Source organism: Lactococcus sp. EKM203L (genome assembly GCF_011800585.1).
GTDB lineage: Bacteria > Bacillota > Bacilli > Lactobacillales > Streptococcaceae > Lactococcus > Lactococcus lactis.
Map to the genome: position 1 here is coordinate 117,395 of NZ_JAALEQ010000005.1, position 19,897 is coordinate 137,291.

15 protein-coding genes are annotated in these 19,897 nt (G+C 33.5%); 2 read left to right on the plus strand and 13 right to left on the minus strand.

Going from position 1 to position 19,897, the window contains the following annotated elements:
• Positions 1-16 precede the first annotated feature (16 nt).
• Genes HFD15_RS09870 through HFD15_RS09880 form a run of 3 tightly spaced genes read right to left on the minus strand, consistent with a single transcriptional unit; the run spans position 17 to position 2,517 of the window.
• A complete protein-coding gene (locus HFD15_RS09870) occupies positions 17-958 on the minus strand; it encodes a metal ABC transporter substrate-binding protein (protein WP_058208057.1) in 942 nt (313 codons plus the stop codon).
• Positions 942-1,796 (minus strand): metal ABC transporter permease, encoded by an 855-nt coding sequence (locus HFD15_RS09875; protein WP_058208058.1) that lies wholly within the window; start codon positions 1,794-1,796, stop codon positions 942-944. Before HFD15_RS09875 ends, HFD15_RS09870 begins: the two co-directional genes overlap by 17 nt.
• 7 nt (positions 1,797-1,803) lie before the next feature.
• A complete protein-coding gene (locus HFD15_RS09880) occupies positions 1,804-2,517 on the minus strand; it encodes a metal ABC transporter ATP-binding protein (RefSeq protein ID WP_033899005.1) in 714 nt (237 codons plus the stop codon).
• 271 nt (positions 2,518-2,788) lie between these two features.
• Between HFD15_RS09880 and HFD15_RS09885 the strand changes: the two genes are divergently transcribed.
• Positions 2,789-3,202: a VOC family protein gene (locus HFD15_RS09885; RefSeq protein WP_058208059.1), complete on the plus strand. Its 414-nt coding sequence runs from the start codon at positions 2,789-2,791 to the stop codon at positions 3,200-3,202.
• A gap of 102 nt (positions 3,203-3,304) precedes the next feature.
• Here the strand turns inward: HFD15_RS09885 and HFD15_RS09890 are convergent, their stop codons facing one another.
• The 10 genes from HFD15_RS09890 to HFD15_RS09935 form a co-directional block, all read right to left on the minus strand.
• Positions 3,305-4,489 carry a hypothetical protein gene (locus HFD15_RS09890; RefSeq protein ID WP_167595092.1) on the minus strand — a complete coding sequence of 395 codons (1,185 nt, stop codon included), beginning with the start codon at positions 4,487-4,489 and terminating at the stop codon, positions 3,305-3,307.
• 177 nt (positions 4,490-4,666) lie between these two features.
• Positions 4,667-7,549: a KxYKxGKxW signal peptide domain-containing protein gene (locus tag HFD15_RS09895; RefSeq protein ID WP_167593583.1), complete on the minus strand. Its 2,883-nt coding sequence runs from the start codon at positions 7,547-7,549 to the stop codon at positions 4,667-4,669.
• A gap of 473 nt (positions 7,550-8,022) precedes the next feature.
• Positions 8,023-8,250, minus strand: coding sequence for a DUF4176 domain-containing protein (locus HFD15_RS09900; RefSeq protein ID WP_033899013.1), 228 nt, complete (start codon positions 8,248-8,250; stop codon positions 8,023-8,025).
• 128 nt (positions 8,251-8,378) lie between these two features.
• Positions 8,379-11,519: an AAA family ATPase gene (locus HFD15_RS09905; protein ID WP_058208692.1), complete on the minus strand. Its 3,141-nt coding sequence runs from the start codon at positions 11,517-11,519 to the stop codon at positions 8,379-8,381.
• A 2-nt stretch (positions 11,520-11,521) separates the two neighbouring features.
• Positions 11,522-12,694, minus strand: coding sequence for an exonuclease SbcCD subunit D (locus HFD15_RS09910; protein ID WP_058203158.1), 1,173 nt, complete (start codon positions 12,692-12,694; stop codon positions 11,522-11,524).
• Positions 12,695-12,845: 151 nt separating this feature from the next.
• Complete coding sequence (locus tag HFD15_RS09915; RefSeq protein WP_167593582.1) at positions 12,846-13,784, minus strand: 2-dehydropantoate 2-reductase; 939 nt, start codon at positions 13,782-13,784, stop codon at positions 12,846-12,848.
• Between the two features lie 199 nt (positions 13,785-13,983).
• Entirely contained in the window at positions 13,984-14,403 is a 420-nt protein-coding gene (locus HFD15_RS09920) for a Spx/MgsR family RNA polymerase-binding regulatory protein (protein ID WP_017864580.1), read from the minus strand.
• Positions 14,404-14,589: 186 nt separating this feature from the next.
• Entirely contained in the window at positions 14,590-14,739 is a 150-nt protein-coding gene (locus HFD15_RS09925; RefSeq protein WP_012897949.1) for a hypothetical protein, read from the minus strand.
• Positions 14,740-15,079: 340 nt separating this feature from the next.
• A complete protein-coding gene (locus HFD15_RS09930) occupies positions 15,080-17,332 on the minus strand; it encodes an adhesive domain-containing protein (RefSeq protein WP_058208806.1) in 2,253 nt (750 codons plus the stop codon).
• A gap of 186 nt (positions 17,333-17,518) precedes the next feature.
• On the minus strand, positions 17,519-17,962 hold the full coding sequence (locus HFD15_RS09935; RefSeq protein WP_058208807.1) for a hypothetical protein: 444 nt from the start codon (positions 17,960-17,962) through the stop codon (positions 17,519-17,521).
• A 307-nt stretch (positions 17,963-18,269) separates the two neighbouring features.
• On the opposite strand from HFD15_RS09935, the gene HFD15_RS09940 reads away from it, so the two are divergent.
• Complete coding sequence (locus tag HFD15_RS09940) at positions 18,270-19,892, plus strand: NFACT family protein (protein WP_058208808.1); 1,623 nt, start codon at positions 18,270-18,272, stop codon at positions 19,890-19,892.
• The last annotated feature ends 5 nt before the right edge of the window (positions 19,893-19,897 follow it).

Consider the following 19,897-nt stretch of genomic DNA (forward strand, 5'->3'; position numbering starts at 1 on the left):
ATATGAATTTTAAAGACTATTTAGCAAGACCTTTATAAATTTGATCTAAATTCCATTTCATCATACTATAGTAGCTATCCCCATTTTCTCCTTTTTTCGCCACTGAATCTGTAAATATTGTTGAATAAATTGAAATTCCTGTATCCTTAGAGACTGTTTTCATTGGTCGACTATCAACACTACTTTCTACAAAAAGCGATTTGAGTTCAGTAGCTCTTAACTTTCTAACTAGATTTTTTATTTGGTCTGGCGTGCCTTCTTCTTCTGTATTTATCTCCCAAATATAAGCAGAGGGAATATTATAAGCCTTAGAAAAATATTTAAAACAACCTTCGCTCGTTACAATCATCTTTTCATTTTCAGGTATTAAAGAAAATTTAGATTTTGCTTGCTGATCAAGATCAGATAATTTTTTAACATACTTCTCTAAATTAATTTTATAAAAATCCTTATTAGCTGAATCTTTTTTTGATAACTGATGTTCAATATTTTTTGCATAAATGATTCCATTCTCTAAGTTGAGCCAAGCATGCGGGTCTTCTTTTCCTTCAGTGTTCTTTCCTTCAAGATAAATGACCTCAACTCCAGTGCTTACAGGAAAATAGTCAATATTTTCTTTTTTATTTGCATTATTCACTAGTTTTGTAAACCATGCATTTCCACCTGTTTCCAAGTTTAAACCATTGTAAAAGATTAAATCTGCTCTAGAAGTTTTTTGAACATCTACAGGCAAAGGCTCATATTCATGCGGGTCTTTACCAACAGGAACAATACTATGTAAATTGATTTTATCATCAGCAATATTTTTTGTAATATCTGCCAAAATTGAATTAGTCACGACCACATTTATTTTTTTATCTGTGACTTGGTCTGTTTTTTTATTTGAGCAACCTACTAGAAAAACGATAGTACCTAGTGCTATAAAAGTTATCAATATGTTTTTATATTTTTTGATCATCAATTTTAACCTTCTTTTTTATAAAATTTTGTTTTGGTGAAACTAAAAAACTAATTGCAAAAATGATAGATGAAGTAATGACAATGCTTGAACCGACAGCAATATTAAAGCTGTAACCTATAAATAAACCTAAAACGGAAGAAACTGCCCCTAGTGAAGAGGAGAGAATTATCATTTTCCTCAAGCTATTTGTATATAAATATGCTGTTGCTGCTGGCGTAATTAACATAGCAACAATTAAAATAGTTCCGAGGCTTTGCATCGCAGTTACGGATACTAACGTCAATAAAACCATCAAAAGATAATGATAAAAATTCACTTTCATTCCAATTGCTTTTGCCATCAATGGGTCAAATGATGTAATTAAAAGTTCCTTAAAAAAAAGAATGATTACTATTAAAACAATTCCTGAAACTCCTATTGTCAGCCATTTATCAATATCTTGTACAGCTAAAATATTTCCAAAAAGAATATGGAACAAATCTGTTGAACTATTGGCAACTCCGATTAATATAACACCTAAGGCTAGAAACGAACTAAATGTAATTCCAATTGCAGTATCACCTTTGATAATACTATTATTTTTTATGAAAGTAATAATTATTGACGACAATAATCCAAAAATAATTGCCCCTACAAAGAAATTTATTCCTAAAATATAGGAAATAGCAACACCAGGAAGTACTGCATGAGAAATCGCATCACCCATTAAGGACATTCCTCTCAAAATGATGAAACAACCAACTGCTCCTGAAACTACGCCTATCACAACTGCTGTAACTAAAGCATTCTGTAAAAAATGGAATTCATATAAACCATTTATAAAATTCTGTATCATTTGATTCTTAATCTCCTATAAATATATTATCTCCATATGCCGCTTTTAAGTATTTTTGATTAAAACTATCTCTTACTGAACCATAAGAAATTAATTCTCTATTTAAAATAACAATGTCATCAAAATACTCTCTTACTTTGCTTAGATCATGATGTACTATTAAAATAGTTTTCCCTTGACTTTTTAAATCTTGAAGAATATTCATAATAATCTTTTCACTTATTGAGTCTATCCCTACAAATGGTTCATCTAAAAAGATATAGTCTGCTTCTTGAACTAAACACCTTGCCAACAAAACTCTTTGAAATTGACCACCTGATAGTTCACCTATCTGCCTATTTTCATATTCTGATAAGTTAACTTTTTGTAAAGCGTTAGAAACCCTTGACCATTCTTTATTTCCAAGTTTTTGAAACAGCTTTAATCCCGTATAAGTACCAAGAGATACGCACTCCTTAACTTTAATTGGAAAAGTATGATCAATATCACTTTTTTGCTCTACATAAGCTATATTTTTCAGTTCCTTTTTACTTACCTTACCATTTATTAATATTTTTCCAGAATGTGGAACAATATTGAGAATAGCCTTGATTAAAGTAGATTTTCCTGCACCATTTGGTCCTATAATACCAGTGATTTTCCCAGGTTTAACTTCTAGTTGAATATCCTTCAGAACTTTATTTTCATTATAGAATACATCTAAATGTTTAGTACTTATCATCGTTCTCTCCTATGCTAGTAAATAAAAACTTATAAATCTTTTCACAATTATAGCATATGCTAAATATTTAATCAATATATTTCGTTCAGGCTATTTATCTTTTAATATTAATTAATATATTTGAAAACTCACAGTTTTCTTTCCATACTAAATTGCAGATTTCGTTCTCAAAAAGTTTAAGTCATAAGTTTGGATTCCTGCACTATTATCTGTTATACTTCAAGTAAGATTGTTTAGAGAACGTTTTCATTTACACAAGGAGGCAAACAATATGACAACTATGGTTTTTGTAAATTTTCCAGTATCTGATATTGAAGCATCAACTAGTTTTTATAAAAAAATAGGTTTTAAAAAGAATCCTAATTTCTCAGATGAATTGGTTAGTTGCATGGTTTGGGATGAAAATTTTTTTATCATGCTACTATCACATGCTCGTTATAAAACATTCATTGGTGAAAAAGAAATTGCGGATACAAAATCATCAAGTGCTGCATTAATTTCATTTACTTTTTCAAGTGCGCAGAGTGTAAAGGACTTTGGTAAATTGGCAGATGAAAATGGCGGAAAAAGCCTTTATTTAGATAATGGTATTTCTGAAGAAATGATGTATGGTCTTGAAGTCCAAGATCTAGACGGCAACTGTTTAGAGCCTGTTTGGATGAATTCTGAGATGGGAAAAAATTGATTTCATGAAAAATTTCTCTAACTAATAAAAAGGCTCTCACAAACGAGAGCCTTTTTTTATTTTAAAAAAGAAATCTTATATTTTATTTTCAAAAGAAACTAGTTAATTATTCTTTCTCCATGCAATTCCTCCAATTGTCAATACTGAAAGCAAACCTAAGCCAAGTGCCATCAACTCTGAACTCATTAATTCATCTGAGCCTGTAGTAGGAAGTGAAGCTCCAAACGGCTCCGATACTATAGGCGTACTAAGAACATTCACCTTGTTACGAAGAGCTGAATTATTACCAGTTGATATTGTAGGAACAGAGAGTGCAGTGTTCCTAACTTTTGAAAATGGTACTTTTTCTATTACTTTTACTCTCATATTATTTCTAAGAGTGTCATCTGTATTCACTCCATCTTTACCATTTTGACCATTGGCACCATCTTTACCCGCTACACCTGCTGGCCCTTGCGCTGAAACTCCCGTATCTTTTCCATTGATAAAGATATCTCCATTATTTCCAATTGTAAGTGTTGGACTTTCTCCGTCTTTACCATTTGTACCATTTTGACCATCGGCACCATCTTTACCTGCTACACCTGCTGGCCCTTGTGCTGAAACTCCCGTATCTTTTCCATTGATAAAGATATCTCCATTATTTCCAATTGTAAGTGTTGGACTTTCTCCGTCTTTACCATTTGTACCATTTTGACCATCGGCACCATCTTTACCTGCTACACCTGCTGGCCCTTGTGCTGAAACTCCCGTATCTTTTCCATCAATATACCAATCACCATTTTCTCCAATGCTAATATCTGGCTCTTTACCCTCAGGACCTGTTGGACCAGTTACTCCTGGATCTGTGGTTCCGGTAGGAGGGACAACCGTGAGTGATCCTTCACCAGGAAATGTTACACCTCCTGTTGCAGCTGAACTACTTATAGAACTTGAGGAACTACTAGCTATACTTGAATTATTAGTTGCACTAGAACTTTCAGCACTGTTATTAGAACTAGATGCAACATTACTGCTATTACTTGTCGAGCTAGAACTATTTGAATTGTTTGGTGCAACAACCGTCAAGCTTCCTGATCCAGGTAGAGTAATTGGGTCGGCAAAAGTAACTGTACTTGTCAATATGTCTCCCACAGGAATACTTGAAGCATCAAAGCTATAAGTCAAAACAACATGACCAGCACCGATATTATCAACTACCATATTTCCATGGGCGGTAGCAATAATTTTACCTGTATGAGTGTCATAAAGGGTCCCTTCCGTAGGTTGAGAAGTATTTGCGTCCATCATATCATTTTCAACTTGAACAAAATCATAGGCTAGTTGGTTTCCATCCGCATAAATTTGTCCTTGTAAATACGCTCCCGCAAGTTGGTGATTACCAGAAGCAACATAAACTGGCGCAGATGATTTATAAATTTTACCAGTTATAGGATCAATGTAACTATAATCTACTGTATAAGTTCAGACTGAGTTTGTATTAACGTATCCAGATACACTGAGTTCATCCAATGATAAACTCTTACCTCCAGTGATAATTGCAGAAACGAAGCCAGCATCTGGAGAATATTGATCCCCAACAAATACGGTTTGAGATTGAGTCGTAATTGTTACAGCACTAGTTGGAGCAATTATAGGGTTAATATTTTCATTGTTCATTTGATAGACAATTGTTGTATAACCAGCCTGTGTAGGAGCGCTGTTTAAACTTACTCCCGCAGTATTCCCTCCTTGCGTAGATGCTGCAGCAGTCCCCATTGTTGTAGTTGCTCCATTTAAAGTTGGTTTAACTACAAACGTTTCGGGTACAAACATACCATCCTGATTTGATCCTGTAACAGCTTTTTGACCTTGATAATAATAGTTTTCGTATGCAAGGTTTTGACTAATCTGACTGCTTGGGTCTTGTGCTGTAAACCCAACTGTCATAGTTGCAGATGCTGTTATTGTAGGAATAGCAGCTGTTCCTGTACCATTTGCACCAACATTCCCACCAAGGCTGAGAACACCATCAATCACACCAATACCAAATTGGATAGCATCAAGTGGGCTGCTTAAATTTCCTTGTATTGAACCAGCAATAGCAGAATTTGATAAATTGGCAATATTGCCTATTCCTGCTAAAGTTTGACCTAAAGAATACCCTATACTATTAGTTCCGCTTGTTAAACTATTTGTAATATCTGCTTGTAATCCTTGGACAATAGAATTATATCCTTTTAAAGCGGTACTATAAGCTGCCGTGGTTGTATTGAGTATACCATTCAAAAAGTTATCTACAATAGCAAGCCCTGTATAAGAAGTATTACTTGAGTAATCATCAAATAGATTTGTAATCGAACTTGGTAGAGTAACAATCGTTCCCAGTTCATTACCTACTGATTGGGTATAATTTGTCACAAGATTAGTTGCCCAGTTAGCTACAGCAGTAATAAAGCCATGACCACTTCCTTGAACGGTAAAGGTACCATCACCGTTATCAACAACTGGTGCAAGATAATTTTCAGTAAATATTCCGCTCGTTGGGGAGCTAGCATTTGCCAATACCTTTCCAGATTCATTAATAGAATTTATTGCAAACTGAACATTATTACCATACTGTTGTAAAGCTGTCGCTGCAACTGTAGTTATATACTGAATCTGAGTAGCAACATTATAAATTCCTTGTTCAAAACTAGTAGGATTAATTTTTAAAAGTTCACCAATAGTAGGTCCAGAGAAAAGTGCTCCTCCAGTAAGTGGATTTGGAATAGATATTTCAGTACCTAAAACTGTAGTAATTAAATTATTAAGTTGTTGTTGACCGCCATTTAAAATAGAATTAAATGACAACTGGTTAAAAGGCGAAAGAATAGTATTTACTGAACTTGAAATAATTCCATTCACATAATCTGTTGCTGAGAGTCCAACATACTTAAGGACGTTGTCTGGAACACTTACAGCTGGATCAATAACAGCCTCTAAAGCACCAGTAAAATATGTTGCAAGAGAGGAAGCTAAGTTACCATTCAAAATTTGATTGATTGTATCAGTAGTTGAAACCCAAGCAGAGCCCGCACCTGCAGCTATATCATTTACAAGGGAAGCCACACTTCCTACTGCACCTCCAAGAGTATTAGCTAAAGCTTCTGTCGTACTTGAGTCAGCAGTATATTGAATGCTAACCATTGCAGTACTGGCTGCTGAAGTGACGATATAGCCAGTTTCTTCTGCGCTCATCATATTTTGCATTGAAGCAATGGCTGTACTATTTGCAGTAATACTAGTCAATAGATTCGTCATCTGTGTAAGTAAAGAAGCCGCACTTGCATTAAATCCACCCACTGCAATTGCTTGTGATTCTGCGGCAGACAATGAAGCATAATCAATCGCCATAGAACTAGTAGTTTTTGACAAATCAGCAATCGAGGATGCAATAGCAGAATTTTTTGCAGTTGTAGAAGTTGATTGAACAAACCCTTCACTTCCCACCACATCGTTCGGATAGTAACTTTGAGCTCCTTCATTTATTATTTGATAAGAACCACCAATTGTTTGTGCCGTTGCATTATTTTTTACAGCGAGAGTTGTTGTAGTCCCTTGTAAATTAGCTGTCGATTCCTGATTTGCTACATAAATTACTTTGGTATCTGCTACTGATAGACCAGCCTCTACTAAATCAGAAGGGGCTTCAACTGTCCATGAATAATTTCCCCCAGACAGAATATCATTAGCTGGTTCTCCTGAAGGTACTATTTGAGTTTGCTTAATATCAAATGATGTTGAAGAGTTTGCACTACTACCAGCTTGTATTGCCCCATTATTATTCAATGCTGTGCTATTTGTAACTCCTAAAGCTGGTGAGGCTGAGGAATCAACTCTGTTAACAGAACTATTAACACTATAAGTTCCGTCAGTATTAGTTGTATTTTTAGTTTCTGGAAGTCCTGTTGGAGCTGCAGTAGAGCCTAAAGAGTTTGAAATTACTGAAGTTCCATCTTGTCTTAAAACAACGTTACTCGTACTCGTTACAGTTGTAGAACTAGCCACACTTGAGGTAGCTGCTAAACTACTAGCAACCACCATATTTGAAGAAGTGATTGAACTTTGCAGTGAATTAGCATATGAGGCATTATCAGCGCCTGCGGTGGCATTAGATCCTAAACCTCCGGTTGCGGTATTTTCCGTCCCAGTAGCACCCGCTGAACTAAGAACTTGTCCATCTGCATGTACGTCTAGTTCAGTTCCTAAAGCACCTACTAATATAAATGCAATAACTGCAGAACTATAAAGCCAAGTTTTACCAGATTTCCAAGTACGAAATTGAGTGTTTACTTCTTTGAGATTTTCTTTCTTAAGTTTCTCCATAGTTTATTCCTTTTCGTTTAAAATAAAATTGTTTCACAACAACATAATACATTTAAATTAATAATAATTCAAGTCTTTGGAAGTATTATTCATGATTTGCTTTTATAAATAGTTTCCTTTTTGATATTTTTTTAAGACGCAACTCCTCTCTTATAAAGAGTTTTATATAGATTACACTATAGACAAATAGTTTTTATTCATCAAAAGCTCACTTTCTATGATGTATAATTATTCATAATTGTTAAAAAATCGAGTAAAAGCCTAATATCAACCTAATAGTCGCTATAAACAAATTATTTTCTTTCATTAAGAATCCAATAATACTTGTTGTATTTTTTTTAAAGCGAAATAAAAAGATTTCGACATACAAAAATTCTTATTTTTTGCCATCAACAGTAATTGTAAACAATAAAAAAAGCAAAAGATATAAAACCTCCTGCCTTTTCATAGAACTAACTCCATAATCTTTTCAATTAATTATCTAAAAAACCCATTTGAAAAATATAAACAACTTCTTCTTGATTAAAATAACGAATTGATTTGAGATTTTTATATCCTTCTGGTATTACTATTGCTGAATAGTCTAGCTCACTATTTGAATCTAACCCTACTTGCTTATAACCAATGATCATCAATTTTTCACTTCCCCCAGCAAGTAAAACTACACTCCCAAGTGGCAGAAAATCCTTTAACTCCCTCATAATTTACAATTTCCCTTATTGCTTCTTCCTATAACTCTTATACGTTAGAGTAATTATAACATTTACTTGAACACAAAGCTACAACTGAAATAGAAATATTACATCATTTTTAGTTAGCATAAAAAAAATTATTTAATGACAGGTTTAATATTACTTCTACCATCCCCCATTTTATTTATGATAATTTGTTGTCCAATAGTTGCTTTCATTTCCTCTACATGGCTAATTACTCCAACTAATCTATTTTCACCAATTTGTTCAAGAGCTTGCATCGCTTTTTGTAATGTTTCTTGGTCAAGAGAACCAAATCCTTCATCAATAAATAGTGCTTCTATTTGGACACCATTAGCTGTATTTTGTACGACTTCACTTAAAGCCAAAGCAATTGACAATGCGGCTATAAATGTTTCTCCACCCGATAAGGTATCAGCTGAACGAGCCGCCCCTGTTTCATTATCATAAATATTAATATCTAATCCATGATCCATTCGTCGATTATTTCCCTCGCCAGCAAGTTCAAATCGATATCTATTGTTTGACAACTGATTAATAAAATGATGGTTAGCATAATCAAGAATTTTTTCTAAATAATTTTGAACCACATATGTTTCAAGCCTTAGTTTATCTTCGGAAGCTCTACCAGAAATTGCATTATAAAGCTTAGTAATTGCAGATTTTTTGCTAGCATCCTTTTCTTGTTCTTTTATGACTTTTTTTAATTCACTAAGAATTAACTTCGCTTGCTCTACTTCATTTTCAGCAGACACCAATTTTTTTTGCAAAAAAACATAGTTTTCATTTGTCTGTTTCTTTTCTTCTTCAATCGATGCAAGATTTGGTCGCTTTTTATTTTGAATTAATTGCTGAATATTTTTAATTTCGACTTTCAATCTTGCTTTATCTGCTTTATATTGTTCAACTTTTTGGGAAATCTGAATTAAATCATCATCATAAGCCCACTCTTTTAATATTTGAAATTCTGTCGTGAATGCCTCTTGCTCAGAAAATTTTTCTTTTATTTTTTCTTTATTGGCGCTTATCCTTTCAAGTAATGTTGCTTCTTGACTTTCCAATGAATTTAAGCTGGCCGTTTGTGAAGAAATTTTTATTTTAATATCTGAAAGTTGTGCCATTAGTTCTGACAGATGTTTTTCAAATAAATCAGCTTTTTCCATTAGCCTATTTCGCTTCCTTATCAAATTATAACTTGTTTCAGTAATCCCTATCTCCGTTATTTCAGCTTTTAAATTTTCTATCTGTCTATTAAACTCTTGATTACTATATTCAAAGTCTTTTACTTTTTCCTGTAATTCAATTTTTTTTGACTCCAAATCAGCAAGCTTTACTTTTGTTTCATCATTTTTTACCTCTTCCAACTCTAACGATTTCGTTAAATTTAAAAGACTTTCCTTAATAGATACTTCATCAAAGGAATCCGGAAATATTTGTGAATAATCAGCAATAAATTCACTATAAAGAATTGAAAGTTCTTTTTCAAACTCATCTGCCTCTATTTTTTTCAAATCAAGACTAGTTTTAAGTTCAGTCTTTAATTGTTGTAATTGTTTATTTTTCTCCAAAAGGACTGTTTGTTTCTTTTGTGATTCATCAATCTCTTTCAATAAATTTTCAAGTTCTTTATAAGAGCTTTCTTCAATAGTTTCTGTAAACGGATGTTCTAATGCACCACACACGGGACATGCTTCGCCTTCTTGCAACTCAGATTGCAGCTGTGCGATCATCAAGCGTCTTCTACCTTTTAATTTTTCATTATAAGCAAATTTAGCCTTTTCTAGATTGTCCTTATTTTCAGAAAGCGTTATTGTGTTTTCTTTTAATTTTAATTCTAACCCAAAAATATCATCTTTTGAATGTTTCACTTTCTGAAAGGTCGGAATTAATTTCCCTCGAAATGTTAATTCTAATTGATTTCTCTCTTCTCTTTTATTAATAAAGTAGTCATCAGAAATAACATCATCTTGAAGAGTTAAAATATTTTTGGCTGCTTGTCCCAAGTTAGCTTTAAAATTTTCTAGTAGTGTGAGATTATCAACTTGCTCTAACCTTAATTCCTCAACCTTTGATTGCTTTTTTTCTACTTGAAGTGATAGCTGAATCTGGACAAATATTTTTTCTGCTGCTTTTTTATTCTCATTAATATTTTCTTGCTGTTTATTTAAGTCCTCTTTTTCTTTTGTTAATTTTTTCAAAAGAATTTCATCTTTTGCTTTTTCAGAAATTACCCCAGCAATATTATTTTTTAAAATTTTTGACTGTTTTATATCTTGTTCTAATTCATGAATACTTTCTTTTAAGGGAGAGGCCCATTTCAATTTTTTTAGATATTCGGAATTTTCTTCAAAAATAGCTGACTTTTCAATAATATTCTGCTGGTAATCATTTTCTAAATTATTTAGATTTTTAAACTGATTTTCTAATTCCAACGCGGATTTATAAGCTATTTCTATCGAAGTTACTTTTTCTTCTTGTTCAAAAGTTTGACCTTCTATCTCATTTTTTCTCGCAACACGTTCCTTCCATAGAGACGTGACTAGATCCAGTTTTTCTTGTTCAGCTGCATCTTCTAGTTCTTTTAACTCAAAAGGGTTCCAAATTGATGATTCATATAAATTTTGTTGTTTTCGATCATGTTCTAAATAAACAGCATTCATCTCTGAATTTTTAGCCTTTATCTCATTGCTAAAAGATGTAAAAATGTAGGTACCAAATATTCTTTTTAATATTGCCTCTTTATCTGGAGTAGAAGACTTCAAAAATCTCGAAAAATCATTTTGAGGTAGAAGAATTATTTTTTTAAATTGTTCGGCATTCAGATGTAAAAGACGAGTGATTTCTTCTCCAACGTTTTTAGGATTTATTGCAATATTATTTTTCTCGATTCCTTTTACTCTATCTACAATAGCTAATTTCGCTGTTGATTTTTGAAGAGTAGATCCACTGCCTCGTTTCTTTGAGAGTTTTTGTTCAGGACTTCTTTCAATTCTGTATAAAAGATTTCCTTGTTCAAAATAAAAAGTCACGCTTGTCCTATCATCAGCTGTTGCAAACTGACTTCTCATTTCTTTGGCATCTCTATCACCCGTTGTTGTTCCAAACAACGCATATGTCATCGCGTCAAATATCGTGGATTTTCCAGCGCCTGTGTCCCCACTAATTAGAAATATAGGAGATTCATCTAGCAGTCGAAAATCTACGACAGAATTCTCATGGGGGCCAAAATAATTCATTTCCAAATATATAGGCTTCATTTTTATTTTTCTCCTTCTAATTCATTAAATGTACTTTCAATGATTGCTGTTTGTACATCATCTAGCGTTTCCCCTGTAGTAAATTTATAAAAACTAGAAAGAATTTCCACATTATCTAACGTTTCAATATCTTGACTCCTACTTCTTGTTAATTGTTTTTTTTCAAATTGATAGTCAAGTTCTATAATTGTTCCATAAATCTTTTGGAGTTGGGCACGTAAATTTTGTCCCACGAGTTTCGTCCGATCAAAATTTTTAATTGTAATCGCAAACCAAGCTTTATTAAGTGGTTGCCTTTCATAAAAATCACGGTTTATTAGTTGCTCCCATTCTTCTTCAAGAACTACTAAATCTGTTTTAACTTGTAGTGGAAGAAAGTTAGAATTGAGCATTTTTTCTTTAATTTCAACAACAAAGATTCCTTTTTGTGTTGACGCTTCTTTGGTATTAAATTTTACTGGACTTCCCGAATACTGTACTTTATCACTTGGGGAAGCTAACCTAGTATGAATATGACCTAACGCAACATAATCAAAATCTGCAAACTGTGAAACATTTAAGGTCGATAATCCACCTACTTTAGATGAGGTTTCACTTGTTAAAACAATTTCTTCTTCATGAGGACTCACCGCAAAATGAGTGACTAAAACCTGATTTTTCTTATTATTGAACTGACTTTTCATCTTAGAAATTACCAATGTCATCGCATCATCAATTGTCTTAATTTGCTTTGTGTCCTCTTCATCTAATCCCTGATTCGAAAAATATATTCTTGCATCCATTGGGTCAAAAAAGGGAAGTAAAAAAATCTGAGTTTCTTTTGTTTCCACTGGAATAAAGGCTTCCTCAAGAGATGTTCGTAGATGTAAATTATTAAAATCCAACCAGTCCTTAGCATAACTTAGTCTTTTGGCTCCATCATGATTCCCTGAAATCATATAAATAGGAAACTTTTCTATAATATTCATCTCTCTCAGCATCTGATTGAATGTTATGACTGATTCTGCACTCGGAACTGCTCGGTCATAAAGATCTCCAGCAATGATAATTCCATCAACTTGATTTTGTTTTGCCAAAGATAAAATTTGCTCAAATGCATATTTTTGTTCTTCCAATAAAGAAAAACCATTGAGTGTTCTTCCAATATGCCAGTCTGACGTGTGTAAAAATTTCATATCTCTATCCCCCAAAAATAATCTTAATCCTTATAATATTCACCTTTCATTATAACATTATCAAATAGTTTTATATTATTCATTGATAGAGTATCTGATAAAACAAAAATACTAGCATTAACACTAGTATTTCAATAAATTCAATTATTTATTATTTTGCTTTTAATAACTCTTCTTTGCTGTGAACTAATTGTGTTAAGAAATCACAATAAGATGTGGCTACCTTATATTTTTTACCTTTACGTGAAACAGCCCCATTAATATAGTCAATCTCTGTCAATCGATTATTTTTAATCAAATCCTGATACATAGAAGGGTAATGTAATCCAATTGTGGATGGATCAAAACAGGTTTCAACGTGCTGAACTACTTCAGCAATATCAAGGTTTACATTCTCAAATTTTGCTACTGCTGCAAATTCATTAACAATAGTAACAACCATATCATGTGCTGGTTTTGTTTCACCTAATCCGGCCATATTAGTGTCTAAAATAGTACAAAGCCCATTCATTGTTCCATTAACACAAGCTTTTCTATAAATAGAATAATAAATATTGTTAGAATATTTAGCATTCAGTCCCGATTCTGATAATATTTCTGCTAACTTTTTAGCTGTTTCTTCCTCACCCGAAATAAGATTTTGTAGCTCAACCGAACCATCACCAAATAATTTAGCTTTACCTGGACCTTCTAATCCAGCAGTCCACATAGTATTACCAATAAAGATATTATTTTTCGAAACATATTTTTCTATAGTATCTTCGTGACCAATTCCATTTAGTAAGCAAAGTACCTTGGTATGCTCGTCAATTAATGGTTTAATATCTTGTAGCATCTTATCTAATTGCATGGCTTTTGTAAACAAAATAATTAAATCTGTTTTTTCTTTAGAAGAAATCTCAGATTGTAACTCAACCGATAGATGAGCGGTGAGTTCTTCTCCATTGTAATTAGCTCGCAAACCATGCTCTTTAATCGCTTTAACGTGTTCAGGCCATCCATCTATAAGGGTTACTTCATTGCCACCTTTATGAAGCATTAAACCAAAACGACTCCCCATCGCTCCTGCACCGGCAATTGTAATTCTCATTTTATCTCTCAATCTACATATTTTTTCCATAAAATAACTGAATTCGCTATTTTTAAACGAGTTCAGTTATAGTAATTTATAGATAACAAATTATTTATAGTTAAAATTGTAGCTTTTTATTAGTCAAAAATCAAAAATTAACTTTCAAAATATAAGACAGAGATATTTTGAAAATTCAACAAATCCTCACTAGATATTCTTATTTTGCCTGATCCCAAATTCGAACATTTTCAATAGCGGTCATCATGCCAAGCTGCCTGACTTTTCGTGGAAGAAATTTACGAATATCATCTTCATTATAGCCTACTTGCAACCTATGTTCATCCACCACAAGTGGACGACGCAGTAATTTTTGATTCTGAACAATTAACTCTACAAGTGAATTTAGAGTGAGCGCATCAAAATCAATGATTTTTGATAGTTTTTTATAAGCACTACTTCTTTTAGAGATAATTTCCTCTACTCCAGTTTCTGTTAATGAGAGTATTCTTAAAATATCTTTTTTTAATAAAGTATTTTCTAAGATACTTATTTCTTCAAATTCTAATTTGTTTGTAATTAACCATTGTTTCATTTTTTTACTTGAGCTACAGTTTGTCGAAGAAAATAATTTAATCATGGCATAATTTCCTTTTTTGTTTTTTATTATTTTTTTCTCATTTACAAATATATTATATTAAATCTTTTATTTTTTGTCAATATATATTATTATTTTTATTTAATTTTTTTGTTATTTAACTATAGTTTTTATGCATGCCCCTATTAAATAATAAAAGCCATCATTTTGATGGCTTTTGTTTAATACTTATTTTCTCCCCCCAGAAGTTAATGTCTTAAATTTATGCTTCCATTCGTTTTGGAACCATCGATTTTCAAAGGTGTCTGCAAGCAGAGTATTTCTCTCTGTTTGTTGTTTACTATTTTTGACCACTTTTACTGATATTTTTTTAGACAATTGATTTCCTCCCATTAGTGCTCTTAGATGATTAACCGAATAGGCCACCTCTAAAACTACTATATAGCTTAAAAAAATCTAAAGGATATAGAGAATCATTTCATTCTCTTAACGTAATTATACCAAAAAAATAACATTTTATGAAGAAAAAAGCTTACTTTTGATATAGATAATTTGAATACCCCATTAAACAACAAAAAAGCCAGTCGAATGGACTGGCTCAATGTTTGTAATTTGAAAAGAATTTCAGAGATGTCAAGGTTGGATATGCCTTGACTCTCTTATTCTATCGTATTTTATAAACTTTAACTAATTATTTGTTTGAAAAATTTTATAGGTGTTAGCTTTCATCCTCCTTTTTATTTTTACGCCAGAACAATAGACTGCCAAGCAGAGATAGAATGACTGTTCCAATTACACCAAGCCAGCCAGTGTCTGCACCATTTGTTGATGGTAATTTACCACTTGAGAAATACTTACCACCCATATTATCCCCACTATTACCTATTGCCATTCCAGAAGTCAAGACCGGAATAATAAAGTCTGTTGGATCACTTATATTTCCTGCAGCATCAGTTGTGGTAGCTGAAAGTTGAGTACCCGGTTTAACCCCCATCGGAAGTTTGATGCTATAGTTTCCATCTTTATCCACTATAGTAGTTCCCAAAACCTCACCAGTTGCTGGGTTTTTAATTGTTATTGTGGATCCAGGTTCCCCCTTACCACCTACTGTATAACCTGTATCAGTGTTCCCAGTTATTGTATCAACACTTGGAGCTTCTGGAGCAGTTGTGTCTGCTGGATCACTAACGACTAAGTTTTGGGTTACATCTTTATAACCTAATGCCGAATAAATCACCTTATAGGTTCCTTTTGATAGTTGCCCATTCGTTACTGCTATTCCTGAATTATTGGTGATTTTAGAAGTTACTGATATATCCGCACCAGCACTATTTTTCAAAGTTGTCGGAAGAGTCGCGCTCGCATCTGCGGCACCAGCGGCTGAAGTCGTCGCAGTTAATCCTGTAGTCGGAGCGACGAGTACGGGATTGACTGGATCTGCTGGAGTAGTCGCTGAGGTTGGGGCACTCTCATTTCCAGCTTCGTCAGTCGCAGTTACAGTCAACGGAGCGTTAGGACCAACACTACCTGGAAGTGTCACACTATAATCACCAGTTTCACCAGCGGTACCTGTACCTATCGGCGTCCCTGTCTCATCTTTAACTGTGACTGTCGAACCTGGTTCGGCTGTCCCGGTCACAGTGTAGCCATTCGTGCTGTTCCCCGTCACATCATTGACAACTGGGGCAGATGGGGCGGTCGTATCTGCTGGGTCACTAACGACTAAACTTTGAGTCACATCGTCATAACCTGTGGCTGAATAGGTGACTGTGTAGGTGCCAGCTGTCAATTGACCATTCGTTACTGCTGTACCTGAAGCATTCGTGATTTTAGAAGTTACTGGTATATCTGCACCAGCACTATTTTTCAAAGTTGTCGGAAGAGTCGCGCTCGCATCTGCAGCACCAACCGCTGAAGTCGTAACTGTCAAATCACCAGTTGGCGCGACAAGCGTTAAATTAACATCGCCAGCTAAATAAACATAGGAAATACCATTTGCACCACTCAGAATGTTAACATCCAGTAAAGTTGTCTGAACTGCGGATCCTACAAATTTTGCATCAATATCACTTTGGATAGTTGTTGGCGCTGTTATTTTGGTAGGAATAGTAATTGTTGTATCACCGAGAGCTGAGACATTTAACAATAAATCTAAAATATTACCTGTTCCATTAGTTAATGGTAATAAAACATCATCGATAGCTCCATTTAAAACCAACTTTAAAGGAGTTAAAGCAGCATTGACCGCTATAGCCCCTGGACCTGTTGCATTGAGATTATTAACAGCGGTTTCCAGGTTTTGAAGAATCGTTTTCACGTTCAGAGATAAAATATGTCCTACTCCATCATCTAATGGTGCACTAAGTAGTGCATTCTCATTACTTAATGTCGTTGTAGATGTAAATGTTCCGCCGCCAATATCTTGAATTCCTCGTAAAAGGTTGAGCTGTTGAGTCACTTGAGCTAAGTTAAGAGTAACCAAAGGATTACTACTCAAGAGCGGAGCAATATCAGATATCAATGTATCTCCAGCATTCACAATAGCAGTAATGAGGGCAACTTTGTTGAAATCAATGGTGATATTGGTAGAGACTGAAGTATTCCCGGTAGCAGCCACATAACCTCGTAGCTCTGGCGGAACCACCAAAGTAGCATATCTTGTTCCTGGTAGTACAGAGATATTCGCTAAAGCACCACCAGAGATGGTAAAATCTACATTGTGGCTCCCTGAATTACTGGTCCATCGATTAGTTGTACTTGTACCACTATTATTACTTGAAGTGATATTTTGCAATAGGTCAATATTCAAGGCAGCTGTTTGTGCTGTGATCTGATTAGAAAGAAGGCTGTAAGCTGTTGGAATAACTACCGATGTCATTAATAAAGTTCCTGACATCGTTGCTGATAATACTTTACGTTTAGTAATAATTTTATTTTTCTTACGTGGTGGTTTTTGTTTTTGCTTGACCATTGCTGACTTTCACAAGAGCTTGTGTGAAAACAACTAAGTCTTAAATCCCCCGTTTTCAGGACCTTCAACCAATTTTAGATGACATTTTCAAAATAAAAAAATCGCCAATGATAGCGATTTCTTTATTTTTGTGTTTTTATTTTATTTTTGTATTTTTATTCTATATGATTTTATTTTGTATTTTATTTATTTCTCGGAATTTTCTTCTAACATTTTCATTCTACGCAAAAGTTGATGTTCTCCAAATAAAATTAGTAATAAAACCAAGCTCCAACCTCCAATCAGTCCTGCTGAATCGATGAGTGGTCGTCCAGTCTTTGAAATGAAAATACGAGTAGGATGGTCTTTAGCCACATATACAATAATTTTTTTGCCATCATCTCCTAATTTTCTAAAATATACATCTAAAGGTCTTTTTTGATATTCTTTTCCTTCAAAACTGTATGTTACTTCATGGATTGCTTTAACCTCTGTTCCGTAAACAATTTTTCCTGAAACAGGTATTTTCTCTAAGTTTTTATTTGTTTGATGCAAGCCTAATAAAAAGAGAGCTCCTCCAAGCATTGCCACAGCAACGACAAACATGATAATCCGTAGAATACGCTCAACTATGCCGACAATTTTATTCATTTAATTATCCTATATTTTCTAATTTACTAATTTTCCTGAACTTATTTCTATTTTATTTTAACATTTTTTACTGATAAAAGTTACTTTCTCACTTATCCAAAGTTTTTTCAAAATTTTTGAAAGAAATACAAGCCCTTCTTTAATAATAGAAGAAAAATTACTCTTTTTTTGGTAAAATTGGCATAGAAATAATTATAAAACTTCTCATATTTACTGACAGGTTTGTCAATAAATTGAAAAGATATAATCACTCCCTAATTAACAGTGAAAACTGCTTATAAGAATTATAAAACGAAAGAGGCACCTAATGTCCTTTGATGGTATTTTTTTACACCACATGACGGCTGAACTTCAACCGTTGGTTGGTGGACGTATTCAAAAAATTAATCAACCTTTTGACCAAGAACTTGTTCTAACAGTTCGGTCAGCTGGTAAATCTCATAAACTTTTGCTGTCAGCACATCCTGTTTTTGGTCGTGTTCAGCTGACCAAAACTGATTTTCAAAATCCACAAAATCCAAATAATTTCGTGATGATTTTACGCAAATATTTGGCTGGCGCTTTTATTGAACAAATTGAACAAGTGGGCAATGATCGTCAGATTATTTTCCATATTTCAACCAAAGATGAAATTGGTGACAGTTTAAAAATTGCTTTAATTACAGAAATTATGGGTAAACATAGTAATATTATTCTACTAGAAAAAACCTCGCAAAAAATTATTGAATCCATTAAACATATTGGCTTTTCACAGAATCAATATCGCACAATTCTACCAGGTTCAACTTATATTGCACCACCTTTAAATACTGCTATTGACCCTTTCAAAGCTACTGACGAAGAAATTTTTGAAGCTTTACAAACTGAACAATTACAACAAAAATTACAAGGAATCGGACGTGATTCTAAAAATGCGTTGACAGGTCTGTCAGTAAAAGAATTCAATGAAAAATTACTGACAGTCACTCCATCAATTTATCCTAATGATACTTTTTCCAGTATCAAACTTGCTGACGAATTTGTAAGTTTTGACAGCCTCTCTGAAATGCTTGATACTTACTATGCGGATAAGGCCGAACGTGACCGTGTTAAACAGGTTGCTGCTTCTGTCATTAAAAAAATTCAAAATGAACTGAAGAAAAATCGTGATAAATTAAAAAAACAAGAACGAGAATTACTTGCGACTGACAACGCTGAAATTTTCCGTCAAAAAGGTGAACTGCTTAATACATTTTTAAATCAAGTTCCTAATGATAAAGCAAGTGTAACTTTGGAAAATTACTATACTAATGAACCAATTGAAATTGCTCTAAATCCAGCTTTAAGTCCTGTTCAAAATGCTCAACGTTACTTTCATCGTTATCAAAAATTGAAACAAGCCGTCAAATTTTTAGGAGAGCAAATTGCTAAAACCAAGGAAACGATTCATTATTTAGAATCTGTTGAATCAAATCTTGAAAATGCTGACGTTGCTGAAATTGCTGATATTCGTGAAGAATTAATTCAAACAGGCTATATTAAGCAAAAATATCGTAATAAAAAGCAAAAAATGCTCCCACCAGAAAAATATCAAGCTGAAGATGGAACAATTATTTTAGTAGGTAAAAATAACTTACAAAATGAACAAGTCAGTTTCAAACTTTCACGCCGTGGCGATCTTTGGTTTCACGTTAAGGATATTCCGGGAAGCCATGTTTTGATTACAGGAAATGCAAATCCATCTGATGAAACAATTACTTTTGCTGGGGAATTAGCAGCTTATTTCAGCAAAGCACGTTATTCCAATCTTGTTCAAGTAGATGTTTTGGATGTCAAAAAATTACACAAGCCAACAGGAACAGCTCCAGGGTTTGTTACTTATGACCGTGAAAAAACGATTCGAGTGACTCCTGACGAATCTGTCATTAAATCTCGCAAAATTGGTAAGTAAATTTT